The organism is Curtobacterium sp. MCBD17_034 (assembly GCF_003234515.1).
Classification (GTDB): Bacteria; Actinomycetota; Actinomycetes; order Actinomycetales; family Microbacteriaceae; genus Curtobacterium.
On sequence record NZ_QKTN01000007.1, the window covers coordinates 1 to 23,339 of the forward strand.

Genomic DNA, 23,339 nt, shown 5'->3' on the forward strand with positions numbered 1-23,339 from the left:
TAGCGAGAGGGAAACGCCCGGTCACATTCCGAACCCGGAAGCTAAGCCTCTCAGCGCCGATGGTACTGCAAGGGGGACCTTGTGGGAGAGTAGGACACCGCCGGACTCAACCTCAGGGAAGCCCCTGATCACTCGCTCGAGGAGCGTGCTGATCAGGGGCTTTTCGTCGTCTCCGGTCGGTGTCGACGGGCGTCACGGTAGGATCGGGGCGTCATGACAGCGCCATTCACCACCGCCTCCGGCTCCGACGTCCGAGTTCGTTTCTGCCCGTCACCGACCGGGACGCCCCACGTCGGACTGATCCGGACGGCCCTGTTCAACTGGGCCTACGCACGGCACACCGGCGGGACCTTCGTGTTCCGGATCGAGGACACCGACGCGGCCCGCGACAGCGAAGAGAGCTACGAGCAGATCCTCGACGCGCTCCGCTGGCTGCGGTTGGACTGGGACGAGGGCATCGACGTCGGCGGTCCGCACGGCCCCTACCGGCAGTCCGAGCGGTCGGACATCTACGTGGACGTCATCGAGCGCCTCAAGGCCGAGGGGCTCGTCTACGAGTCGTTCGTGACCCCGGAGGAGATGGAGGCCCGGAACCTCGCGAACGGCCGTGATCCGAAGCAGGGGTACGACAACTTCGAGCGCGACCTCAGCGAAGCCGAGCGTGCGGGGTACCGGGCCGAGGGTCGGCAGCCGGCGCTCCGTCTCCGGGTCCCGGACCGCGATCTCGGGTTCACTGATCTCGTCCGGGGCGACATCACGTTCCCCGCCGGATCGTTCTCGGACTTCGTCGTCGTCCGGCCGAACGGCAAGCCCTTGTACACGTTCGTGAACCCGGTCGACGACGCGCTCATGGGGATCACGCACGTGCTCCGCGGCGAGGATCTGCTCTCGTCGACGCCACGGCAGATCGCGCTGTACGAGGCCCTGGTGCAGATCGGCGTGACCTCGTTCGTGCCGCGGTTCGGGCACCTGCCCTACGTGATGGGCGAGGGCAACAAGAAGCTGTCCAAGCGCGACCCGGAGTCGAACCTGTTCCACCACCGGGCGAACGGGTTCATCCCCGAGGGGCTGGTGAACTACCTCGCGCTGCTCGGCTGGTCGCTGCGGGCGGACCAGGACGTGTTCTCCCTCGACGAGATGGTGGCGGCGTTCGACGTCGTGGACGTCAACCCGAACCCGGCGCGGTTCGACCCCAAGAAGGCCGAGTCGATCAACGGCGATCACATCCGACTCCTCGCCGTCGACGACTTCACGGATCGTCTGGTGCCGTACCTCGACGGCGTGCTGAGCGACCCGGTGACGGTGGACGAGCGGTCCGTGCTGCAGCGCGCGGCGCCGCTCGTGCAGGAACGCATGAACGTCCTGAGTGATGCGCGGGGGATGCTCTGTTTCCTTTTCGTTGCGGACGACGACCTCGCGATGGAGGACGACGCGCTCGCCACCCTCAAGGAGGACGCGCGGACCGTGCTCGACGCCTCCATCGACGCCCTCGAAGCGATCGAGGACTTCCGAGCGGAGCCCATCGAGTCGGCGCTCCGCGCTGCGCTCATCGACGGGCTCGGCCTGAAGCCCCGGGTCGCCTTCGGTCCGCTGCGGGTCGCGGTCTCCGGGCGACGGGTGAGTCCGCCGCTGTTCGAGTCGATGGAGATCCTGGGAAAGCCGTCGACGCTCACCCGGCTCCGCCGGCTCCGCGACCGGTGACGGACCCATCCGGGGCGGGAGCGGTGCCTCGGGGCAGCGCCCCTGCGGCGCCGCACGGCCCCGACGTGCCCCCCGCTGACGACTACGACGTCGTCGTGATCGGGGCCGGCCCTGCCGGGCTCAGCGCCGCGCTCAACCTCGTGCGCGCGCGCAGGCGGGTGCTGCTCCTGGACGCCAACCGCCCGCGGAACGCGGCGACGCTGCGGGCGCACGGGTTCCTCACCCGTGACGGCGTCTCGCCCCTCGAGCTCCGGAAGCTCGGCCGCGAGGAGGTCGAGGCCTACCCCGAGGCGACGGTCACGCAGGCGGTGGTGGATGACGTCCACGCGGACGCTGGCGGCTGGGTGGTCTCGGGCGCCTGGCGGGGAACGCCCGTCGCGGCGCGCGGTGCGGCCGTCGTCGTGGCGACTGGACTCCGCGAGAGCTTCCCGAGCCTCCCGAGCCTCCGTGCGTTCTACGGGACGAGCGTGCACAGCTGCGTGGAGTGCGACGCGTACGAGAAGGCCGGGCAGCCGCTGGCGTTGATCGGGGAGACCGACGACCTGGCGGAGCGCGCGCTCGTGCTGGCGGCGTGGACGGATGACCTCGTCGTGTTCACGAACGGCGTGGGCCGTCTGTCGGAGGACGACCGCGCTCGCCTCCATGCCGCCGGGGTGGCTGTGGAGGACCGGGCGATCGCCGACCTCGAGGGCGGACGTGATGGACTGACGGGCGTCCGGCTCGTCGACGGCGTCGTGGTCCCGCGTGTCGCCGGCTTCGTGCGACCCCGGTGGCACGTCGATCTCGACTTCCTCGACACGCGGCTGGACCACGACGAGGACGGGTTCGTCGTGGTCGACCGGCACGGCCGGACGGGTGTCCCGGGACTGTACGCCGTGGGCGACGTCACCCCGCCCGGCCCCGAGCAGCTCATCGTCGCGGCTGGTGCCGGCGCCGTGACGGCCGCTGCCGTCCATCGTGACCTCGTCCGTGGTCTTCGGCCTGCTCGGGATGCTGTACAGTAGACACTCGGTTCCGGACACCACGGAACCATGGTCCGAGGCTGCCTCGTGACCATTGGGGTATGGTGTAATTGGCAACACGGCTGATTCTGGTTCAGTTGTTCTTGGTTCGAGTCCAGGTACCCCAGCAGCGAGCAGGCCCCCGAGCGATCGGGGGCCTGCTGCTTTTCCGGGGAACAGTCGCGAGCGCCCGGCGGGCGTGCCGGCCCGTCGACGGCACGATCTCCTGGGGCGAGCGCGAGGGACGGCGCCGCCACCGTCCCTCCCGCGCCGGGCGTCCCGCGCGGCCGTTCCGGTCAGCGGTACGTCGCACCCTGTCCGTAGAGGCTGTGCGTGAGTGCTGACACGTACGCGCTGTCGTCACCGTCGGGCAGGTCGTACGTCATGAACACGCCGTAGTGCTCCGCCTCGGTCCGTCGTGCGAGCGCCTGCGCGGTCGCGATCGGGGTGCTCTGGATGTCGACGGCGGCGGGGGAGAGCCGCGACTTCGGGAGGCCGGGTGTCGCCGGGGCGCTGTAGGTGCCGTAGTAGGGGTTCCAGGCGTAGTCGAGCTTCGAGCCGATGCGCGGGCTCGAAGCGTCGAGGCTGGTCGATGCCGGGCCGATGTCGTAGAACGAGAGCAGCTTGTGCGGCAGGTCTGCCCGGAGCGCCGAGATGAGCCAGCCGATCGACTGCGCGTTGGGCTGTGGCGTGCCGTTCACGCCGTAGTCCGAGTACTCGTCGTCGAGGTCGATGCCGTCGAGGCGGTACTTCGTGACGACGTCGCGGACCTGCCGTGCGAAGTCCGCGGCGGCGGCGGGTGTGGAGAAGTTCGCGATGCCGGCGCCCTGGTGGTTGCCGAGGATGGACAGCTCGACCTTGATCCCCTTCGCCTGGAGGGGCCGGATCTGCGTGGCGGCCTGGTCGAGCGTCGCCTGGACGTTGGCGTTGAGCGACAGCTGCGCCTTCGTGCCGTCGTCGTCGATGTTCGCGGCGAAGATGATCCCGATGTCGAACGCGTTCGCCCCGTCGGCGAGCGTGTAGCGGCCGACGTTCGCGAGCTGGTCGTTGTTGACCTCGACGTACGCGACGCTGGTCGGGCCGTGCTTGACGGCGTGGTGCTGCTGATGTCCGTGGTCCGGACGGCCTGCCGTCGCCGCGTTCGCAGCGGACGGTGCGAGCGGCACGGCCGCAAGCGTGATGGCGGCCGCGGCCCCGATGCACCATCGCCTGGTGCTCCTGGGGGTGACGGTCCCGCGGGTCCCGGTGGTGGTGGTGGTGGTGGTGGTCCTGCGCATGGCACTCCTCGTCGAGTGGGGTGGGTGGCGGTGTTCTTCGCCGTGGACCGAGCGTGGTTGACTGAAGCGCTTCAGTCAACCCCGCACCAGCCTCGTCCTCGGAGTCGGGCCGGCGTCCAGCGGGTTGATAACGATGTGGTGTCGCGACGCCCCGAGCGGGTGCGCGCCTCCCCCTTCCGGGGGTACCGTCCCGAACCAGCGGGCAATGAGGCCTGCTCAGGCGTGTCGCCTGCGATCTCAACGAGGAGACGACAGTGGACAGGACACGAGGGAAGCTGCGCATCGTCTGTGCGGCCGGCGTCGCGGTGATCGGACTGACGTTGGCAGGGTGTTCGAGCGGCGGTTCCGGCTCGGGTTCGGGTGGCGGCGACGCGACCTCGGGCCAGACCAGCCGCGGGCCGATCACGTACGTGCAGGGCAAGGACAACTCGAACGTCGTCCGCCCGCTCATCGCCAAGTGGAATGCCGCGCACCCGGACGAGAAGGTGACGTTCAAGGAGCAGTCCGACCAGGCCGACCAGCAGCACGACGACCTGGTGCAGCACTTCCAGGCGAAGGACTCGGGGTACGACGTCGTCGACGTCGACGTCGTGTGGACGGCCGAGTTCGCGGCGAAGGGCTGGCTGACGCCGCTCACGGGGAAGATGCGGATCGACACCTCGAAGCTGCTCGCACCGACCGTGAAGACGGCGACGTACAACAACACGCTGTACGCCGCACCGCAGACGTCGGACGGCGCGCTCCTGTACTACCGCAAGGACCTCGTGACGACGCCGCCGACGACGTGGTCGGCCATGATGCAGGACTGCTCGATCGCCGAGCGGGCCGGGATCGGGTGCTACGCGGGTCAGTTCGCCAAGTACGAGGGCCTCACGGTGAACACCTCCGAGGCGATCAACGGTGCCGGTGGATCGGTGCTCGCGAAGGACGGTTCGACACCGACGCTCGACACCGCGAAGGCCCGGGCAGGCCTGCAGAACCTCGTCACCGCGTTCAAGGACGGCGACATCCCCGCGGAGGCGATCACGTACCAGGAGGAACAGGGACGCCAGGCGTTCGAGTCCGGCAAGCTGCTGTTCCTGCGGAACTGGCCGTACGTGTACAACCTCGCGAAGACCGATGGTTCGTCGACGGTCAAGGACACGTTCGGGATCGCGCCGATCCCGGGCGCCGACGGCATCGGATCGTCGACGCTCGGTGGTCACAACGCCGCGATCAGCGTGTACTCGAAGCACAAGGCGACCGCGCATGACTTCCTCGAGTTCCTCGAGTCGAACGAGACCCAGAAGTTCTTCGCGACGCAGGGGTCCCTCGCGCCCGTCGTCGGGAGCCTCTACACGGATCCGGCCCTGACGTCGAAGCTGCCGTACCTGCCCACGCTGCTCACCTCGATCAAGAGCGCCGAACCCCGTCCGGTGACGCCGTACTACCCCGCGGTCACGAAGGCGATCCAGGACAACGCGTACGCCGCGCTCAAGGGCTCGAAGTCGGTGCAGCAGGCACTCAAGGACATGCAGGCCGCGGTCAAGTCGGCGTCGAACTCGAACTGACCCTCCAGGTCCTCCCGACCGACGGACGGGAGGCGCGGTGACGGAGCCGCGCCGCCCCTCCCGTCCGTTCCGTCCGGAGACCGGTACGAAGCGACACCAGGCGAGGAGGCCACCGTGTCAGCAGCAACAGAGATCCCGGCCGCGATCCCGGCCCCGTCGGGCATGGAACCACGACGTCGGGGACGGAGCGGTCTCAACGCCGCGCACGGCCGGTGGGCCGTCTGGCTCATCGGCCCGACCCTGCTCCTGCTCGCGATCGTCATCGGGTACCCGGTGGTGAGCGCGATCGTGCAGTCGTTCCAGAACGACGCCGGCCTGGACAAGGCGACCGGGATGTTCGTCAGCGGCGGCTTCGCCGGTGTCGCCAACTACGTGCACTGGCTCGGACAGCGGTGCGGCACCGGTGGGAGCGCGGTCGCGTGTCCGCCCGGCAGCCTCGGCGCGACGTTCTGGACGTCGTTCGGCAACACGTTCTTCTTCACCGCGGTGACGGTCGTCTTCGAGACCGTGATCGGGGTGTGGATGGCGATCATCATGAACCGACCGTTCACCGGGCGGGCGCTGGTCCGGGCCGCGGTGCTCGTTCCGTGGGCGATCCCGACCGCCGTGACGGCCAAGCTCTGGTACTTCATCTTCGACGTCAACGGCGTTCTCAACCAGGTACTCGGGACCCACGTGCTCTGGACGAGTGGGGAGTGGTCGTCGCGGTTCGCGATCGTCATCGCCGACACGTGGAAGACGACCCCGTTCATGGCGCTGCTCATCCTCGCGGGCCTGCAGCTCATCCCCGAGGAGGTCTACGAGGCCGGCAAGGTGGACGGTGCCACGACGGTCCAGCGGTTCCTCCACATCACGCTGCCCCTCGTCCGCCCGGCCCTCATGGTGGCCGTGCTGTTCCGGGTGCTCGACGCGCTGCGCCTGTACGACCTCCCGGCGATCCTCACGGGCGGCGGCGGGGGATCGGGGAACGCCACCACGACGCTCTCGATCCTCGTCGTCGAGCAGATCCGACAGGGGTTCAACTCCGCGTCGGCCCTGTCGACGATCACGTTCCTCGTGATCTTCGCCGTGGCGTTCCTGTTCGTCCGGTTCCTCGGTGCGAACGTCGTGCAGACGCAGGCCGCGCAGCAGAAGGGTGAACTCCGATGACCATCGCAGCGCCTCGGGCCCGCGCCGCCGTCCGCGATCGCGACACGACCACCTCGACCATCCGGGTCGAGCGGCACCGAGGTCCTGCGATCCGGACGGGCATCAGCGCCGCCGTGATCGTCATCTGGTGCCTCCTGCCCTTCTACTGGATGGTCGTCACGTCGTTCCGCGACGTCGGCTTCACGTTCGACGCGACGCCCTGGCCCACCCACGTGACGCTGGAGAACTACCGGACGGCGTTCTCCACCGGACTCGGCAACCACCTGGGACGTGCCCTCGGCAACAGCCTCGTCATCGGTGGGACCGTGACGGTGATCGCGTTGCTCGTCGGGACGAGTGCCGGCTACGCGTTGGCCCGACTCGAGTTCCGCGGCAAGTCGGTGATCGCCGGCGCGATCCTGGCCGCGTCCATGTTCCCCGGCGTGGCGCTCATCTCGCCCCTGTTCCAGCTGTTCACGGACCTCGGTTGGATGGGCACCTACCAGGCCCTGATCCTGCCGAGCATCTCGTTCGTGCTGCCGCTGACGGTCTACACGCTCACCTCGTTCTTCCGGGAGATGCCGTGGGACCTCGAGGAGGCTGCGCGGATCGACGGCTGCACGCGGATCCAGGCGTTCCGACGGGTCATCCTGCCGCTCGCCGCTCCCGCGGTCTTCACGACGGCGATCCTGGCGTTCATCTCGTCGTGGAACGAGTACCTCATCTCGAGTCAGCTCTCGAGCGACCGGACACAGCCGGTGACGGTGGCGATCGCGAGCTTCGCCGGCAGCCAGCCCCACCAGGAGCCGTACACGGCGGTCATGGCCGCGGGCACGATCGTCACGATCCCGCTCGTGATCCTCGTGCTCGTCTTCCAGCGTCGGATCGTCGCCGGCCTGACGGCCGGTGGCGTCAAGGGCTGATCGTGGCGCGCATGCGGCCGCCGCGCCCCACGGACACGACCGACACGTTGATCGGGTTCAGTGGGTTCTTCGGCGCGGTCCTCCTCGTCGTGACGATCACGTGCGAGCTCACCGGGCGGTCCGCGCTCGGATGGGCGCTCGCGTTGCTCGTCGTCGTCGCGCTCGTCGCGGCTCTGCTGCATCGGCGCGCGGCGCTCGTCCGCCGGACCGGCGGGCACGACGGACGGGAGGCCTCCCATGACGTCGGCGGGAGCGGCTGACGGATCGCGACCGCGCCCGGTCAGGACCCGAGGGTGCCGCCGGGCCGGTGCGGTGCCTCCCGGCTGACCGCACCCCGCGCAGCGAGCGCCGCGTCGAGCGCCAACGCGTCCCAGGGTGCGTGGCGCTCGGCGTCGTTGTCGAAGTAGACGAACGTGTCCCGCCCGGCGAGGAGGTGTTCCTCGACCCGGTGCGCCCACTGCCCGGTCGCGTGCTCGTCGTAGCCGCTGTGGTAGACCTCTGGACTGCCGTGCAGGCGCAGGTACGCGAAGTCGGTCGTCGGCGCGTCGAAGCGGGGCCAGGCCGTACCGGCGTCGCTGTCCACCAACGCCACCCGGTGCTGGCGGAGCACGGCGAGGTGGTCCGGCGTCACGGCGGCGGGGGTGCGGACCTCGAGCGCGTGACGGATGACCCGTCCGCCCGGCGTGCCGTCCCCGGATCGCCCGTCACCGTCGCCGTCGGAACCGGGCACGCTGTCCGACGCGCGCACCTTCGCGTCGTGGTCGTCGGCGAGCGCCCGTGCGGCGTCGAAGGTCGTGGGCAGCTGGTCGAGGAAGGCGTCGAGGACGTCGGGGGTGGGGGCGAAGGCCGCGGGGAGCTGCCAGAGGATGGGCCCGAGCCGGTCCTCGAGCTCGAGGACGCCCGACGCCATGAAGTTCGCGAGCGCCGTGTGCACGTTCCGCAGGTGCAGCATGTGCGTGAGGTAGCGCCCGCCCTTCACGGCGAAGACGAAGCCGTCGGGGACGGCGTGCCGCCACGCCTGGTACCGCTCGGGGCGCTGCAGCGAGTAGAACGAGCCGTTGAGCTCCACGGTCGGGAACCGATCGCCGACGTACTCGAGCCAGCGGCGCTTGGCGAGGCGCTGCGGGTAGAAGTCGCCCCGCCAGCCGTCGTACTGCCACCCGGAGAGCCCGACGCGGGCGAGGGCGCCCGTCGGAGGGGCCCCGGCGGACCGGGCGAGCGCGCGACGGTCGGTGCCCCCGATGGTGGCGGCGCCCCCGATGCGCCCTTCGCCCTCGCTGGACTCGGCGCGGTCGTCGGGGTCGGGGTCGGGGTCGGGCATCGCCCCACGGTATGCCCCGGCGCCGGGCCGACACACCGACGGCCGCTCGTTTTGCGTCGTGACCCGGACCTGTGTCATACTCTTCTGGTTGCCGGAACGGCCCCATCGTATAGTGGCCTAGTACGCCGCCCTCTCACGGCGGTAACGCGGGTTCGAATCCCGCTGGGGTCACGCGCACAGTGACTGCAGAACCAGCACGGCAGCCGCATGGAATCCCTCGCCCGCGGGCGGGGGATTCCGTCGTTCCGGCTTGGTACGCTCCAGGGGTCTCCCACCCGCCAGTGGGGCCTGCCGGACCCGAACCTCGCCGACCGGCCGGTCGAGCGACGACGGTCCCTGTCTCCGATCGCGCGTCCTCGACGCGTCCAGCAGATGGGAGCACCATGACCAACGCGTCCGGCGGACCGAGCGCCGCCCCCGCGTCGAGCGGTGACGGCCTGCTGTCCGACCCTGACGTCGAGGTCGACGACACCGCGAGCGGTGCGCCAATCCGTCCGCTGCATCTCCGCTGGCCGTCCATCGGCCTCGTGGCGCTCGGCGGAGCGGTCGGGACGGCTGCGCGAGCGCTGATCACCTCGGCCCTGCCGTCCGGTCCCGCCTCGTGGCCGGTCCTCGGCATCAACGTCCTCGGCGCGTTCTGCCTCGGGCTCCTGCTCGAGGCGTTGACGCGCCGCGGTTCCGACGAGGGGCGCCGCCGATCCCTACGGCTCCTGTTCGGGACGGGCGTGCTCGGGGGCTTCACGACCTACAGCACGCTCGCGGTCGACGCGGCCACGCTGCTCCGGACCGGCCACGCGGGCACCGCGGTGGGGTACGGCCTCCTCTCGGTCGTCGCGGGGCTCGTCGCGGTCGTCGTGGGTCTGGTGGTCGCGGCGGTGACGCGCACCGACGCCGGGGGAGCGCGTCGGTGAGCACGGTCGAACTCGTGCTCGTCGCGGCCGGCGGTGGCGTCGGCGCCGTGCTCCGCTTCGTCCTCGACGGCGCCGTCAGAGCGCACTGGCCGCGCTCCCTTCCCCTCGGGACGATCGTCATCAACGTGAGCGGATCGCTCGTCCTCGGGTACGTCACCGGACTCGGAACGGCCGGGCTGCTCCCGAGCCTGGTCGTCGCGACGCTCGGGACGGGCATGATGGGCGGGTACACGACGTTCTCGACGGCGAGTGTCGAGACGGTCCAGCTCGTGCGTGCCGGTCATCCGTGGCTCGCGCTGCTGAACGGGATCGGCATGCTCGTCGTCTCGGTCGGCGCCGCAGCGCTCGGCCTCCTCCTCGGAAGGAACACATGACCTCGGAACGCCCCGGTGAACTCGTCCTCGTCCGCCACGGAGAGACCGCGTGGTCGAAGAGCGGCCAGCACACCGGTAGGACGGACATCCCCCTGACGGAGAACGGCATCGAACAGGCGAAGCGCGCGGGGCGGTTCCTCGCCGATCGCGACTTCGCCCTCGCGCTGTCGAGCCCGCTCGAGCGAGCGCGCGAGACCGCGCGGCTCGTCGGCGTCGACGCCGAGCCGGACGAGGACCTGTTCGAGTGGGACTACGGCGCGTACGAGGGACTGACCACGCCGCAGATCAAGGTGCAGCGGCACGGGCCCTGGGACCTCTGGACCGACGGCGTCCCCGCCGGCGACACCCCTGGTGAGAACGCCGCCGAGGTCCGGGTCCGGGCCGAACGGGTGCTCGACCGGGCGCGACCGGTGCTCGCCGAGGGGCAGGACGCGATCTTCGTCGCGCACGGGCACGTGCTCCGCGCGATCGGTGCGGCCTGGATCCGACTCGCGCCGCAGGACGGCGCAGTCCTCGCGCTCTCGACCGCCTCGGTCAGCGTGCTCGGCTACGAACACGGCCGCCCGGTGATCGACCACTGGAACGTCCAGCCGGGATAGGCCCGACGGCCGGGAGGGCCGGGGCGGCCCGTCCCTCCCGGCCGTCGAACCGTCGGCCCCGGTGCCGGGAGTGCCGCGCTGTCGTTCCCCGGCCCTCCCAGCCGTCGGACGGCTCCCGGCCGTCAGACGGTGCGGATCGCGCTCGTCGCACCGAGGGGCCGGCCACGGCGACGCTCGACGGCGCGCCCGGCCAGGAGCAGGAGGACGCTCACGGCCGCCCCGAGCGCGGTCTGCACGATCCGCTCGACCGTGAGACGCTCGGGTGCCTCGGGGAGGCTGAGCCACGAGACGGCGAGGGCGAGCGGCGTGAGGAACAGCAGGCAGACCGCGTAGTTCCGCGCGACGAAGATCTCGGCCCAGAACTGGCCGAGCACCGCGATGAGGACGATCCACCAGTCCGTCGGGTGCAGGAGCAGGACGCCGACGGCGACCACGGTGCCGCCGATGGTGCCGACCACGCGCTGCACAGCGCGCTGGATCGTGTGCCGCTGCCGGAGCGCGGGGAGCGTCGACACGACCGCCACCACCGCCCAGTACGGGTGTCCCAGCCCCGTCGCCTCGCCGACCGCGCCGGCGACGAGCGCGCCGACCAGGTTGAGGCCGACGGTCTCCCACAGGGCGGGACTCCGCAGCACGGCGAAGGACCGGCGTCGTGGCTCGACGAAGGGTCGGAACAGGTGGCGCATCGACTCGCCCCACACGGCCCGGGCGAGGAACCCGCCCATCGACACCACCCAGGCGAACGCCACGGCGCCGAGGACGATCCCGACCACGCCCGGCAGCTGGGCCGGGGTCACCGGTACGAGCGAGCAGACGACGAACGCGAACACGGGGAAGATGGGCTGCGCGGGGATGGCCTGGAGGACCGAGAGCGTGCCGACGGCCACCACGAGGACGACCGCGAGTCCGACCGCCTCGGCCCAGAGCGGCGCCCCGGTCATGCTCATCGTGACGCCGGCGAGCATGCACGCGGCCTGCAGCAGGCCCGCGGTGGTGACGGTGACGACGCGTCGTCCGTAGGGCTCCCGCGCGCCCGGGATCGCGGCGAACCCGGCGAAGAGCGCGAAGGCGGCGTAGCCCGACAGACCGGAACCGATGAGCACGGCGAGCGGGACCCCGCCGGCCACGGCGGCCCGTGCCGCTCCCTCGATGTTGATCGTGCGGGCGGAGTGGGGGGGTCGTTCGGTCGTCGTCATGTCCTGTCCATCATCCCACCGGGCGTGCTGGGGGAGGACGCCCGGACGACGCGCGAGACGGAGAAGAACGACAGGTGTCGTGCTGCTGGTATACCAATCCGCGCCAGCATGCGGATCGGACCGGGAATGGACGCTCGAGGCCCGTGGTTGCGGGCATCCACGGGCCTCGGAGGGCCCGGACGCGAGCGTAGACTCGCTGGACCCGGCGCCCGCCGGGCCCGCGACACGCGGGAGGCGCACCTCGCTCGGGGTGCGCGGACGACCCGGTCGCCGTCCGACAGGACAGGCGACCACACGCATGGGAGGCACGAGGTCATGGGCAGGACGCTCGCCGAGAAGGTGTGGGACGACCACGTCGTGGTCAAGGGCGAGGACGGCACTCCCGACCTCCTCTACATCGACCTCCACCTCGTGCACGAGGTCACGAGTCCGCAGGCGTTCGACGGCCTCCGCCAGGCCGGGAGGCCCGTCCGCCGCCCCGACCTCACCATCGCCACCGAGGACCACAACACGCCGACGCTCGCGATCGACCGTCCGATCGCCGACCCGACGAGCCGGACGCAGATCGAGACCCTGCGGCGCAACTGCGCGGAGTTCGGTGTCCGGCTGCACCCGCTCGGGGACGCCGAGCAGGGGATCGTGCACGTCGTCGGACCGCAGCTCGGCCTCACCATGCCCGGCATCACCGTCGTGTGCGGCGACTCGCACACCTCGACCCACGGCGCGTTCGGGGCCATGGCGTTCGGGATCGGCACGAGCGAGGTCGAGCACGTCCTCGCCACGCAGACGCTGCCGCTCAAGCCCTTCAAGACCATGGCGATCACGGTCGAGGGGACGCTGCGCCCCGGTGTCACGGCGAAGGACGTCATCCTCGCCGTGATCGCGCAGATCGGCACCGGCGGTGGTCAGGGCTACGTCCTCGAGTACCGCGGCAGCGCGATCCGGGCGCTCTCGATGGAAGGCCGGATGACGATCTGCAACATGTCGATCGAAGCCGGTGCACGCGCCGGGATGGTCGCACCCGACCAGACGACCTACGACTACCTCCGCGGACGGGCGCACGCCCCGAGCGGGCAGGACTGGGACGACGCCGTCGCCTACTGGGACACGCTGGCGACGGACGACGACGCCGTGTTCGACGCCGAGGTGTTCATCGACGCCGACGAGCTCGAGCCGTTCGTGACGTGGGGGACGAACCCCGGTCAGGGCGTCTCGCTGTCGGCGACCGTGCCCTCGCCGGCCGACTTCGCCGACGCCAACGCCCGTGCGGGCGCCGAACGGGCGCTCGAGTACATGGACCTCACCCCCGGCACCCCGATGAAGGCGATCCCCGTCGACGCGGTGTTCATGGGCTCCTGCACGAACTCGCGCATCGAGGACCTCCGCGCGTTCGCCTCGATCGTCCGCGGTCGGACCAAGGCCGAGGGCGTCCGGGTCATGGTGGTGCCCGGGTCCGCGCGGGTCCGCCTCGAGGCCGAGGCCGAGGGGCTCGACCAGGTGTTCCTCGACTTCGGCGCGGAGTGGCGGTTCGCCGGCTGCTCGATGTGTCTCGGCATGAACCCAGACCAGCTCGCCCCCGGCGAGCGATGTGCGTCCACGTCGAACCGCAACTTCGAGGGGCGCCAGGGCAAGGGCGGCCGGACACACCTCGTGTCACCGCTCGTCGCCGCGGCCACCGCCGTCCGGGGCACGCTGTCGAGCCCGTGGGACCTCGAGGAGGACGACGCGCGGCGTGCCGTGGACGAGGTCACGCCGGTCGGTGTCGCCGCTGGCCGCACGACCGTCGCCGACGCCGAGGCAGGCGTCGCGCAGCCCGAGGAGGAACACTGATGGACAAGCTCTCGGTCGTGACCGGCGTGGCGGCACCGCTGCGTCGGGCGAACGTCGACACCGACCAGATCATCCCGGCCGTCTACCTCAAGCGGGTGACGAAGACGGGCTTCGAGGACGCCCTGTTCGCCGCCTGGCGGCAGGATCCCGGGTTCGTCATCAACCGTCCCGAGTACCAGGGTGCGTCCGTGCTCGTCGCCGGTCCGGACTTCGGCACGGGGTCGAGCCGGGAGCACGCGGTGTGGGCGCTCCGGGACTTCGGGTTCCGGGTGGTCGTCTCGCCGCGGTTCGCGGACATCTTCCGCGGCAACGCCGGCAAACAGGGGCTGCTGACCGCCGTGGTCACCGAGTCCGACGTCGAGCGGATCTGGGCGGCGATCGATGCCGCGCCCGGAGTCGAGGCGACGGTCGACCTCGTCGCGCAGCGCGTGTCGGTGGGTGATGTGGACGTCCCGTTCGAGATCGACGCATACACTCGATGGCGGTTGATGGAAGGGCTCGACGACATCGGGCTCACCCTCCGCGACGAACCGTCGATCACGGAGTTCGAATCCCGCCGCGCCTCGTGGCGGCCCGAGACATTGCCGGTGAAGTAAGTGAACTCTCTCGTACAGGACGCAGCGGCTGCAGGCGCTCGCGTCGGTCTCAAGTCGGACGAGATCGTCATCCGCGGCGGCAAGCCGCTCGTGGGACGCATCGAGGTCCGCGGCGCGAAGAACCTCGCGACCAAGGCGATGGTGGCCGCGCTGCTGGGCGACACACCCTCGATCCTCCGCGACGTGCCGGACATCAGCGACGTCAAGGTCGTCCGGGGCCTGCTCGAGGTGCACGGCGTCCGGATCAGCGATCCTGCCCGTGGCGAGCTCATCCTCGACCCCTCGAACGTCGAGAGCGCGCACTTCGCCGAGATCGACGCCCACGCCGGGTCGAGCCGCATCCCGATCCTGTTCTGCGGTCCGTTGCTCCACAAGCTCGGCGAGGCGTTCATCCCCGACCTCGGCGGTTGCCGCATCGGCGACCGCCCGATCGACTTCCACCTCGACGCGCTCCGCGCGATGGGCGCCGTCGTGGACAAGCAGGTCGCCGGCATCCACCTCGAGGCACCGAACGGTCTCAAGGGCGCGAACATCGAACTGCCGTACCCGAGCGTCGGCGCGACCGAGCAGGTGCTCCTCAGCGCCGTGCTGGCCGAGGGTGTCACCGAGCTGCGGAACGCCGCGATCGAGCCCGAGATCATGGACCTCATCGCGATCCTGCAGAAGATGGGCGCCGTCGTCTCCGTCGAGCCGAACCGGACGATCTTCATCGAGGGCGTCGAGAAGCTGCGCGGGTACACGCACCGGGCGATCAACGACCGCAACGAGGCCGCCAGCTGGGCCGCCGCCGCACTCGCCACGAACGGTGACATCTTCGTCGAGGGTGCCAAGCAGCAGGACCTCATGACCTTCCTCAACGTCTTCCGCAAGGTGGGCGGCGGGTTCGACATCCAGGAGGACGGCATCCGCTTCTACCGCGAGGTCGAGGTGCTCAAGCCCGTCGTCATCGAGACCGACGTCCACCCCGGCTTCATGACCGACTGGCAGCAGCCGCTCGTCGTGGCACTGACGCAGGCCGAGGGCCGCAGCGTGGTGCACGAGACCGTGTACGAGAACCGGTTCGGGTTCACGGACGCGCTCAACGAGATGGGTGCGGACATCGTCGTGCACAAAGAGGGACTGCCCGGCCACGACCGTCGAGTCGCTCGTCGTCCCTTCGAGCAGGCCGCGGTGATCACCGGACCCACGCCGCTGCACGGCGCGAACGTGCGCGTGCCCGACCTCCGGGGCGGGTTCAGCCACCTCATCGCCGCGCTCACCGCCAGCGGTGAGTCGCACATCACGAACGTCGGCATCATCAGCCGTGGGTACGAGCACTTCATCCCGAAGCTCCGCAAGCTCGGCGCGGACTTCGACTTTGCCGGGTGAGGGCGCGGTGCCGGACAACGGCACGGGGTCGACGAGCGGGCAGCAGGGCGGCGGGCGCGAGGTCGTCACCGCTGGCCTGCCCACCCCGGGACGGCGGTTCCACCGGGGCGACCTGAACGGTGCGTTCCGGGTCGTCGCGTCGATCGTCATCCCGATGATCCGGGTCGCTGCGCGGTTCCGGTGGCACGGGAGCACGCGGCTGCCGGCCGAGGGTCCGTTCATCGTCGCGCCGAACCACTACACGAACATCGACCCGCTCGTCGTCGGCACGGTCGTGTGGCTACACCGTCGACTCCCGCAGTACCTCGCGAAGGCCTCGCTGTTCCGGGTCCCGGTGCTCGGGTACTTCATGCGCGGCATGGGCAACGTCCCCGTCGAGCGCTCCGGACGGACCCGCGGCAGCGACCCGCTCACCGGTGGTCGTGCCCTCGTGGCGGGCGGCGGCGGTCTCATCGTCTACCCCGAGGGCACGCTCACGCGCGACCCGGACCTCTGGCCCATGCGCGGGAAGACCGGCGCGGTCCGACTCGCGCTCGAGAACGACGTCCCGCTCATCCCCATGGCCCACTGGGGCACACAGCGCATCATGCCGCGGTACGGGCGCACGCTCCGGCTCTTCCCGCCGTCGCGCGTGGACGTCGCGATCGGCGAGCCGCTCGACCTCTCCGCGTACCGGGGACGTCCGCTCGACCAGCACCTGTTGCAGCAGGCCACCGCCGAGCTCATGCAGGCGATCACCGCGCTCGTCGAGGAGCTGCGCGGCGAGCGTGCACCCGCCGAGCGGTGGGACCCGGCAGCGAACAACCAGAAGGAGACCGGCCGCTTTGCCTGACGCGCCCGACCATCCAGGCCGCGGCGCGGTCGACACCGCCGCCATCAACGTCGTCCTCCGTCGCGCCGAGTCGCGACGGGTCGCCGTGCTGGGCGCGGGGAGCTGGGGCACAACGTTCGCCAAGGTGCTCGCGGAGGGCGGGGCCGACGTCGTGCTCTGGGCGCGTCGACCCGAGGTCGCGCGCGAGATCACCGAGACGAAGCGGAACTCCGACTACCTGCCCGGCATCAACCTCCCGCGCACGCTGACCGCCTCGGACCACCTCGACCGCGTGCTCGACGGTGCCGAGCAGGTCTACGTGTCGGTGCCCAGTCAGAGCCTGCGCGCGAACCTCGAGGCGGTCCGGACACTGCTGCCCGTCGAGGCGCCCGTCGTGAGCCTCATGAAGGGCGTCGAGAAGGGCACGGGCCTCCGGATGAGCGAGGTCCTCCAGCAGGGCCTCGACATCGATCCGGATCGGATCGCGGTGGCGTCCGGCCCGAACCTCGCACTCGAGATCGCACGACGACAGCCGACGGCGGCCGTCGTGTCGTCGACGAGCACCGACACCGCGACCGCCGTCGCGGCGACCGCCACGAACCCGTACTTCCGGTCGTTCATCAACACCGACGTCATCGGCACCGAGTTCGGCGGCGTGCTCAAGAACCTCATCGCGGTGGCCATCGGCATCGTCGACGGTGTCGGCTACGGCGAGAACACGAAGGCGTCGATCATCACCCGTGGCCTCGCGGAGATGACCGGGTTCGCGGTCGCCAACGGTGCGCGCCCCGAGACGCTCGCCGGTCTCGCCGGGCTCGGCGACCTCATCGCGACGTGCCAGTCACCGCTGTCGCGGAACAACACCGCGGGCCGACTGCTCGGCCAGGGCTACCGATACGACGAGGTCGTCCGGCAGATGAACCAGACCGCCGAGGGTCTGGCGTCGGTCGCTCCGATCCTGGCGCTCGCCGCCGACCACGGCGTCGACATGCCCATCGTCAGCCAGGTGGGCGAGGTGCTCGCCGGTAGGCTCGACCCGCGGAACATCGCGCCGCACCTGACCGAGACCGACGAACCCCAGGGCGAGTGATCCCATGACGCAGACGACCGCCATCGACGCCCGGCCGGCCGGAGCCGGGGCTCGGACCCGTGTCGTGGTCCTGTTCGGCGGCCGCTCGAGCGAGCACGCGATCAGCTGCGTGACCGCGGGCGGGATCATGGCCGCGATGGACCGCTCGCTGTTCGACGTCGTGCCGGTCGGCATCACCCGTGCGGGCGCGTTCACGTTGCAGTCGGACGACCCGGGCGCTTGGGCCCTACGCGGCTCCGACCTCCCCTCGGTCCCGGACAACGGCACCCGCGTGCGCTGGCCGGACTCGGTCGACTCCCGCGCCCTCGCGGTGGTGCAGGCCGACGGATCCATCACCTCGCTCGGCGACGTCGACGTCGTGTTCCCGATCCTCCACGGCCCCTTCGGCGAGGACGGCACGGTCCAGGGCCTCCTCGAGTTGGTGGGGCTGCCCTACGTGGGCGACGGCGTCCTCGCGAGCGCGGTCGGCATGGACAAGCACCTGTCGAAGGTCGTGCTCGAGCACGCCGGTCTCCGGGTGGCGCCCTGGACGACGGTCCTCCGCCGTGAATGGGACGCCGACGAGGCCGACGTCCTCGAGCGAGCGGCCGCGCACGGGTGGCCGCTGTTCGTGAAGCCCGCGCGTGCCGGGTCGAGCATGGGGGTCTCGCGGGTCGACGAGCCGGGACAGCTCCCGGCGGCGTTCGCGACCGCGTTCGAGCACGACAGCAAGGTCATCGTCGAGCCACGCATCGTCGGGCGCGAGATCGAGGTCGCGGTGCTCGAGGGTCGCGATGGCACCCCGCGCACGAGCCTCCCGGGCGAGATCGTCGTCGACGAAGCGGGGTTCTACGACTTCGAGGCGAAGTACCTCGGTGGCGACGAGCAGCTCCGGTGTCCCGCCCCGCTGTCCGAGGACGAGACCGACGAGGTCCGTTCCATCGCCGCCCGCGCCTTCGAGGCGATCGCCGGTTCGGGCCTCGCACGGGTTGACTGCTTCCTCACGGACGACGGGTTCGTCGTCAACGAGGTGAACACCATGCCCGGGTTCACCCCGTTCTCGATGTACCCCCGGTGCTGGGCCGCGTCCGGGCTGCCCTACCCGGACCTCGTCCGCGAACTCGTCGAGCTCGGGGCGGTCGCCGTCCGCTGAGCGGTCGTGGCGGGTCAGCCCGCCGGGGTGGCGCTCGCCGACGGCGTGGCGGGCGCGGAGGGCGTTGCCACGTCCGAGGGGTCGAGGCACGCGTGGCCGTCCTTCGGCAGGGTCGACACGGCGTCCCCGATGTCCTGCAGCACGTCGCTCGTCGCCGCCGTCGGATCGAGTGCGACCTGCACGGCGGGCGAGCGTCCGAACGTCGTGTAGACGATGGAGTCCTTCCGGGCGTCCCGGATCCAGTCGACCGATCCGAGGGTGAAGCACGGCAGGTCGGACACGGTCGGCACGGGCACGCCGCAGTGCAGGACCACGGCTGCCGGGGTGCCCCAGACGGCCGTGGACTGCGCGTTCGTGGCTCGGATCGCGAGCTTCGACTCGACGGTGGTGGGCAGGCGCACCTGGACCGCGGCGCAGGCCGCGGAGTTCGCCGCCGGCGCCGGCGTCAGCGCGACGGCGTCAGCACAGCCCTCGAGGGCCGCGACGAGGCCGACCGCCAGGGCGATCGCCCCGAGTGCCCGGGGGAGTCGGCGCGAGGAGTGCATCGCCATCAGGCTACCCGAGCGAACGGTACGGTCGGAGAGTGCACGACAGCGACGACACGGTGGGCAGCGTCGGCGAGCTCGGCGTGCTCGGTCGGATCACCCGTCGGCTCCCGTCCGCCGCATCCGCCCTGCTCGGCCCGGGCGACGACTGCGCGGTCGTCACCGCGCCGGACGGACGCTTCGTCGTGACGACGGACATGATGGTGCACGGCCCGGACTTCCGGTGGGCGTGGTCCTCGCCGACGGACGTCGGTTGGAAGGCGGCCGCGACGAACCTGTCCGACGTCGCTGCGATGGGGGCGCGCCCGACCGCGTTGCTCGTGGCGTTGGCCGTGCCGCCGCAGACCCCGGTGGGCGTGCTCGAGGCCATCGCCGACGGGTTCGCGGCGGCGTGTGCCACCCTCGCCCCGGGTTGCGGCGTGGTCGGCGGCGACCTGTCGACGTCGGCGACCGCGACGGTGACGGTCACGGCGTTCGGGGACCTGGAGGGCCGGGCGCCGGTGCTCCGGTCGGGCGCACGAGCGGGTGACCAGGTCGCGGTCGCGGGTGAACTCGGCGTCGCGGCCCGGGGACTCGCGCGGCTGTTCGCGGAGGGGGTCGACGACCGCGGCGAACCGGACGCCGAACGGACCGCGGCGTTCCTGGCGGCCTCGCCCGGGGGGACGGACCCGGGCGTCGAGCGGCAGCGTCGCCCCCGTCCGCCGGTCGCCGCGGGGGTCCTCGCCGCCCAGGCCGGGGCGACCGCGATGCTCGACCTGTCCGACGGGCTGGCGATCGATGCCGGTCGCGTGGCCCGGGCCAGCGGTGTCACGATCGACCTCGACCCGTCGGTGGTCCCGGAGGGGCCGGCCCTGCACGGCGGTGAGGACCACGGACTGTTCGCGACGTTCCCACGCGGGTCGGGCCTCCCGGCCGGGTTCCGGCGGATCGGGACGGCCGTGTCGGCGGCCGGTGCGCCGGGCGTGACGCGCGGTGGCGTCCCGGTGTCGACGCAGGGGTGGGACCCGTACGTGGGCTGGGACGGCGCCGTCGGCTGACACCAGGGACGAGCGCGGTGGGCGCCGGGGTCAGTCCGTGATGTCGGGCGCGGCCTCCCACGCGACGGTGTCGCCGTACGTGCGCTTGCTCCAGGCCTGGAGGCCGTCGGGCCAGGTCGGCTGCGGCGACCTGGTGCTGCGTTCCACGACCACGAGCGCCTCCGGCCCGAGCCGGGGGACGAGGGCCGCGAGCACGGCGTGGATCTCGTCCTCGTCCACCTCGTACGGCGGGTCGATGAACACCAGGTCGAAGCGGCGACCGGTGGATCGGAGGTACCCGAGCGCGGACTGTGCGTGGACGTCGATGTGGGTGGCGCCGCCGGTCCTCCGCTGGACCGACCGGGCGTTCTCGCGGCAGGCGGCTGCCGCGGGTGCTGCGCGGTCGACGAGCACGACCTCGACCGCGCCGCGTGACGCCGCCTCGAGGCCCAGAGCGCCCGTGCCGGCGTAGAGGTCGAGCACCGCCGCGCCGGCGACGAGTCCCCGCGCGTCGAGCGAGGAGAACAGGGCCTCGCGCACACGGTCGCTCGTGGGTCGCGTGCCGGCCCGCGGCACGCGCAGCGTCGTGGAGCCAGCGGCCCCCGCGATGATCCGGGTCACGCACGACACCGTATCGGCACCAGCGGACGTCGTGCACGGCCGGGAGGCCCGGTGCATGTCGGCGGGAGCGACTACCGTTGCGACGTGGTCACCGCCAGTCCCGCGTCCGCGTCGTCCCCGGCAGTCACTCCGGACCCGCTCGACGCACGGTTGAGTGGGGTGCTCGGCGGCCGCACCGCGACGGCCTTCGAGAAGGCGTTCGGCATCCGCACGGTGGGCGACCTGCTCGCGCACGCCCCGCGGCGGTACGCCGAGCGCGGCGCGCTGACGGCCCTCGACGAGCTCGCGGTGGGGGAGTCCGTGACCATCGTGGCCGAGGTCGTGGACGTCCGTGAACGGACGATGCGGCAGCGGCGCGGGTCCATCCTCGAGGCACGCATCGGCGACGGCAACGGCATCCTCACACTCACGTTCTTCAACCAGGGCTGGCGCGCGAAGGACCTCGTCGCGGGCGCACGCGGCATCTTCGCGGGCAAGGTGTCCGACTACCGGGGCGCACGGCAGCTCGCGCACCCCGACTACGAGCTGTTCGACGCCGACGACCCGCGGGCCACGGCCGACGCCGACGGCGAGCAGGCGATGCGCTGGTCGCGACAGCCGATCCCGATCTACCCGGCGACCTCGACGCTGTCGTCGTGGCAGATCGCCAAGGCCGTCGGGGTCGTGCTCGACACGTTGCCCGAGCTCGAGGACCCGGTGCCGTCGTCGGTGCGCGCCCGACTGGGCCTGCTCGGGCACCGGCGCGCGCTCGAGCTCCTGCACCGGCCCGAGCGGACCGCCGACTGGAAGGCCGCGCAGGACGCGCTCCGGTACCGCGAGGCCTTCGTGCTGCAGACCGCGCTCGTCCGACGGCGCCTGGCCGCGCGGGCGACCGCGTCGACGCCGCGGGTCGCGGCGCCGGGTGGCGTGCTCGAGCGCTTCGACCGGCACCTCCCCTTCACGCTGACGGACGACCAGACGGCCGTCGGCGCGGAGATCGCCGCCGACCTGGCCGAGCACCACCCCATGCACCGGCTCGTGCAGGGCGAGGTCGGATCCGGCAAGACCCTCGTGGCGATCCGCGCGATGCTCACGGTGGCGGAGTCCGGCGGCCAGTCGGCGCTCATCGCACCGACGGAGGTCCTGGCGGCGCAGCACCTCCGCTCGATCGTGCGGTTCCTCGGACCGGACCTCGCCGCCGAGCTCCGGCCGGTGATCGTCACCGGTTCCCAGTCCTCCCGCGAGCGGCAGCGGGCGCTCCTCGCGGCGGCGAGCGGCGGGTCACGGCTCGTCGTCGGCACGCACGCGCTCCTCGGCGATCGGGTCGACTTCGCCGAGCTCGGCCTGGTCGTCGTCGACGAGCAGCACCGGTTCGGCGTCGAACAGCGCGAGGCCCTGCGCACCAAGGGCAGGACCCCGCCGCACGTGCTCGTCCTCACCGCGACCCCGATCCCGCGCACCGTCGCCATGACCGTCTTCGGCGACCTCGACGTGTCGACGATCCAGGGGCTGCCCTCGGGTCGGGCCGGCGTCGAGACCCACACCGTCGCCCTCGCGGACCACCCGGGTTGGGAGCACCGGATCTGGACCCGGATGGCCGAGGAACTGGCGTCCGGGCGGCAGGCGTTCGTCGTGTGCCCGGCCATCGAGGACGGCTCGGTCGAGGAGGGCGAGGAAGCCGGTGACGACGCGGTCCAGGCCGACGCGGGCGCGACGGGTCCCACTCGTCGTCCCCCTGCCACCGTCGTCGGGACGGCGGAGCGGATCCGCGCGATGCCGGAGCTGCGGGACCGGCGGATCGCGGTCCTCCACGGTCGGATGCCCGCCGAGGACAAGGACGCCACCATGACCGCGTTCGCCGCCGGGGACGTCGACGTGCTCGTCGCGACGACCGTGATCGAGGTCGGCGTCGACGTCCCGAACGCCTCGATGATGGCGGTCCTCGACGCCGACCGGTTCGGGGTGTCCCAGCTGCACCAGCTCCGTGGGCGCATCGGGCGTGGCGGTCACCCGGGCGTCTGTCTGCTCGTGACGAGCGCCGAGGACGGCACACCGGCGCGCGAGCGCGTGGACGCGGTGGCCGGCTCGGACGACGGGTTCGAGCTCGCACGCGTCGACCTCGAACTCCGACGTGAGGGCGACGTGCTCGGTGAGCGACAGTCGGGCGGCCGGTCGTCGCTCACGCTCCTGCGGGTCGTGCGGGACGCCGACGTCATCGTCGACGCCCGGGGTGAGGCGGAGCGGTTGTTGACGGCGGACCCGACGCTCGAGCACCACGCCGTGCTCCGGGCCGCGCTCGACCGGCGCCTCGACGAGACCGACGCGGCGTTCCTCGGCAAGAACTGACACGGCGGCGTCGGTAGGGTCGGT

At 71.6% G+C, this 23,339-nt stretch carries 22 protein-coding genes, 2 tRNA genes and 1 rRNA gene; 20 read left to right on the forward strand and 5 right to left on the reverse strand.

Annotated elements, in window-relative coordinates:
- From rrf to DEI92_RS12280, 4 genes are all read left to right on the forward strand, one after another.
- A 5S ribosomal RNA gene (gene rrf, locus DEI92_RS12265) occupies nucleotides 1-106 on the forward strand; the annotation flags it as partial.
- A gap of 107 nt (nucleotides 107-213) precedes the next feature.
- Nucleotides 214-1,701: a glutamate--tRNA ligase gene (gltX, locus tag DEI92_RS12270; RefSeq protein ID WP_111013698.1), complete on the forward strand. Its 1,488-nt coding sequence runs from the start codon at nucleotides 214-216 to the stop codon at nucleotides 1,699-1,701.
- 65 nt (nucleotides 1,702-1,766) lie between these two features.
- On the forward strand, nucleotides 1,767-2,705 hold the full coding sequence (locus DEI92_RS12275; protein WP_111013699.1) for an NAD(P)/FAD-dependent oxidoreductase: 939 nt from the start codon (nucleotides 1,767-1,769) through the stop codon (nucleotides 2,703-2,705).
- Nucleotides 2,706-2,758: 53 nt separating this feature from the next.
- Nucleotides 2,759-2,830 (forward strand) — tRNA-Gln (locus DEI92_RS12280).
- Nucleotides 2,831-2,998: 168 nt separating this feature from the next.
- Here the strand turns inward: DEI92_RS12280 and DEI92_RS12285 are convergent.
- A complete protein-coding gene (locus tag DEI92_RS12285; RefSeq protein ID WP_111013700.1) occupies nucleotides 2,999-3,979 on the reverse strand; it encodes an endo-beta-N-acetylglucosaminidase H in 981 nt (326 codons plus the stop codon).
- Nucleotides 3,980-4,233: 254 nt separating this feature from the next.
- On the opposite strand from DEI92_RS12285, the gene DEI92_RS12290 reads away from it, so the two are divergent.
- From DEI92_RS12290 to DEI92_RS12305, 4 genes are all read left to right on the forward strand, one after another.
- A complete protein-coding gene (locus DEI92_RS12290) occupies nucleotides 4,234-5,529 on the forward strand; it encodes an ABC transporter substrate-binding protein (protein ID WP_258370190.1) in 1,296 nt (431 codons plus the stop codon).
- A gap of 162 nt (nucleotides 5,530-5,691) precedes the next feature.
- Nucleotides 5,692-6,678 carry a carbohydrate ABC transporter permease gene (locus tag DEI92_RS12295; RefSeq protein WP_111013701.1) on the forward strand — a complete coding sequence of 329 codons (987 nt, stop codon included), beginning with the start codon at nucleotides 5,692-5,694 and terminating at the stop codon, nucleotides 6,676-6,678.
- The gene (locus tag DEI92_RS12300; protein ID WP_111009319.1) at nucleotides 6,675-7,580 is read left to right on the forward strand and encodes a carbohydrate ABC transporter permease; all 906 of its coding nucleotides are present in this window, start codon (nucleotides 6,675-6,677) and stop codon (nucleotides 7,578-7,580) included. Before DEI92_RS12295 ends, DEI92_RS12300 begins: the two co-directional genes overlap by 4 nt.
- A gap of 11 nt (nucleotides 7,581-7,591) precedes the next feature.
- On the forward strand, nucleotides 7,592-7,840 hold the full coding sequence (locus DEI92_RS12305; protein ID WP_111009318.1) for a hypothetical protein: 249 nt from the start codon (nucleotides 7,592-7,594) through the stop codon (nucleotides 7,838-7,840).
- Nucleotides 7,841-7,860: 20 nt separating this feature from the next.
- On the opposite strand, the gene DEI92_RS12310 is transcribed toward DEI92_RS12305, so the two are convergent.
- A complete protein-coding gene (locus DEI92_RS12310) occupies nucleotides 7,861-8,901 on the reverse strand; it encodes a DUF72 domain-containing protein (RefSeq protein ID WP_111013702.1) in 1,041 nt (346 codons plus the stop codon).
- A 98-nt stretch (nucleotides 8,902-8,999) separates the two neighbouring features.
- Between DEI92_RS12310 and DEI92_RS12315 the strand changes: the two genes are divergently transcribed.
- The 4 genes from DEI92_RS12315 to DEI92_RS12330 all read left to right on the forward strand — a co-directional run bounded on the left by DEI92_RS12315 (nucleotide 9,000) and on the right by DEI92_RS12330 (nucleotide 10,785).
- Nucleotides 9,000-9,072, forward strand: a tRNA-Glu gene (locus DEI92_RS12315).
- A 212-nt stretch (nucleotides 9,073-9,284) separates the two neighbouring features.
- Nucleotides 9,285-9,812, forward strand: coding sequence for a CrcB family protein (locus DEI92_RS12320; protein ID WP_111013703.1), 528 nt, complete (start codon nucleotides 9,285-9,287; stop codon nucleotides 9,810-9,812).
- Nucleotides 9,809-10,186, forward strand: a complete 378-nt coding sequence (locus DEI92_RS12325; protein ID WP_111009315.1) for a CrcB family protein — start codon at nucleotides 9,809-9,811, stop codon at nucleotides 10,184-10,186. Before DEI92_RS12320 ends, DEI92_RS12325 begins: the two co-directional genes overlap by 4 nt.
- Nucleotides 10,183-10,785: a histidine phosphatase family protein gene (locus DEI92_RS12330; RefSeq protein ID WP_111009314.1), complete on the forward strand. Its 603-nt coding sequence runs from the start codon at nucleotides 10,183-10,185 to the stop codon at nucleotides 10,783-10,785. The genes DEI92_RS12325 and DEI92_RS12330 overlap by 4 nt, the downstream gene beginning before the upstream one ends.
- Before the next feature lie 122 nt (nucleotides 10,786-10,907).
- Here the strand turns inward: DEI92_RS12330 and DEI92_RS12335 are convergent, their stop codons facing one another.
- Entirely contained in the window at nucleotides 10,908-11,981 is a 1,074-nt protein-coding gene (locus DEI92_RS12335; protein WP_111013704.1) for an FUSC family protein, read from the reverse strand.
- A gap of 315 nt (nucleotides 11,982-12,296) precedes the next feature.
- Between DEI92_RS12335 and leuC the strand changes: the two genes are divergently transcribed.
- Genes leuC through DEI92_RS12365 form a run of 6 tightly spaced genes read left to right on the forward strand, consistent with a single transcriptional unit; the run spans nucleotide 12,297 to nucleotide 18,808 of the window.
- Nucleotides 12,297-13,811: a 3-isopropylmalate dehydratase large subunit gene (leuC, locus tag DEI92_RS12340; protein WP_111013705.1), complete on the forward strand. Its 1,515-nt coding sequence runs from the start codon at nucleotides 12,297-12,299 to the stop codon at nucleotides 13,809-13,811.
- On the forward strand, nucleotides 13,811-14,407 hold the full coding sequence (gene leuD / locus DEI92_RS12345) for a 3-isopropylmalate dehydratase small subunit (RefSeq protein ID WP_111013706.1): 597 nt from the start codon (nucleotides 13,811-13,813) through the stop codon (nucleotides 14,405-14,407). Before leuC ends, leuD begins: the two co-directional genes overlap by 1 nt.
- Nucleotides 14,408-15,775: a UDP-N-acetylglucosamine 1-carboxyvinyltransferase gene (murA, locus tag DEI92_RS12350; protein WP_111009310.1), complete on the forward strand. Its 1,368-nt coding sequence runs from the start codon at nucleotides 14,408-14,410 to the stop codon at nucleotides 15,773-15,775. It begins immediately after the preceding gene.
- 7 nt (nucleotides 15,776-15,782) lie between these two features.
- Nucleotides 15,783-16,607 carry a 1-acyl-sn-glycerol-3-phosphate acyltransferase gene (locus DEI92_RS12355; RefSeq protein ID WP_258368495.1) on the forward strand — a complete coding sequence of 275 codons (825 nt, stop codon included), beginning with the start codon at nucleotides 15,783-15,785 and terminating at the stop codon, nucleotides 16,605-16,607.
- A 43-nt stretch (nucleotides 16,608-16,650) separates the two neighbouring features.
- On the forward strand, nucleotides 16,651-17,676 hold the full coding sequence (locus DEI92_RS12360) for an NAD(P)H-dependent glycerol-3-phosphate dehydrogenase (RefSeq protein ID WP_111009379.1): 1,026 nt from the start codon (nucleotides 16,651-16,653) through the stop codon (nucleotides 17,674-17,676).
- A 4-nt stretch (nucleotides 17,677-17,680) separates the two neighbouring features.
- Nucleotides 17,681-18,808 (forward strand): D-alanine--D-alanine ligase family protein, encoded by a 1,128-nt coding sequence (locus tag DEI92_RS12365; protein ID WP_111013707.1) that lies wholly within the window; start codon nucleotides 17,681-17,683, stop codon nucleotides 18,806-18,808.
- A 14-nt stretch (nucleotides 18,809-18,822) separates the two neighbouring features.
- Here the strand turns inward: DEI92_RS12365 and DEI92_RS12375 are convergent, their stop codons facing one another.
- A complete protein-coding gene (locus tag DEI92_RS12375; RefSeq protein WP_181434890.1) occupies nucleotides 18,823-19,353 on the reverse strand; it encodes a DUF3515 family protein in 531 nt (176 codons plus the stop codon).
- Between the two features lie 38 nt (nucleotides 19,354-19,391).
- Here DEI92_RS12375 and thiL point away from each other — a divergent pair, with 38 nt between their 5' ends.
- Complete coding sequence (thiL, locus tag DEI92_RS12380) at nucleotides 19,392-20,390, forward strand: thiamine-phosphate kinase (protein ID WP_111013709.1); 999 nt, start codon at nucleotides 19,392-19,394, stop codon at nucleotides 20,388-20,390.
- Nucleotides 20,391-20,420: 30 nt separating this feature from the next.
- On the opposite strand, the gene rsmD is transcribed toward thiL, so the two are convergent.
- Complete coding sequence (gene rsmD / locus DEI92_RS12385) at nucleotides 20,421-20,990, reverse strand: 16S rRNA (guanine(966)-N(2))-methyltransferase RsmD (protein WP_111013710.1); 570 nt, start codon at nucleotides 20,988-20,990, stop codon at nucleotides 20,421-20,423.
- Between the two features lie 84 nt (nucleotides 20,991-21,074).
- Between rsmD and DEI92_RS12390 the strand changes: the two genes are divergently transcribed.
- Nucleotides 21,075-23,315, forward strand: a complete 2,241-nt coding sequence (locus tag DEI92_RS12390; RefSeq protein WP_111013711.1) for an ATP-dependent DNA helicase RecG — start codon at nucleotides 21,075-21,077, stop codon at nucleotides 23,313-23,315.
- Nucleotides 23,316-23,339: the final 24 nt, after the last annotated feature.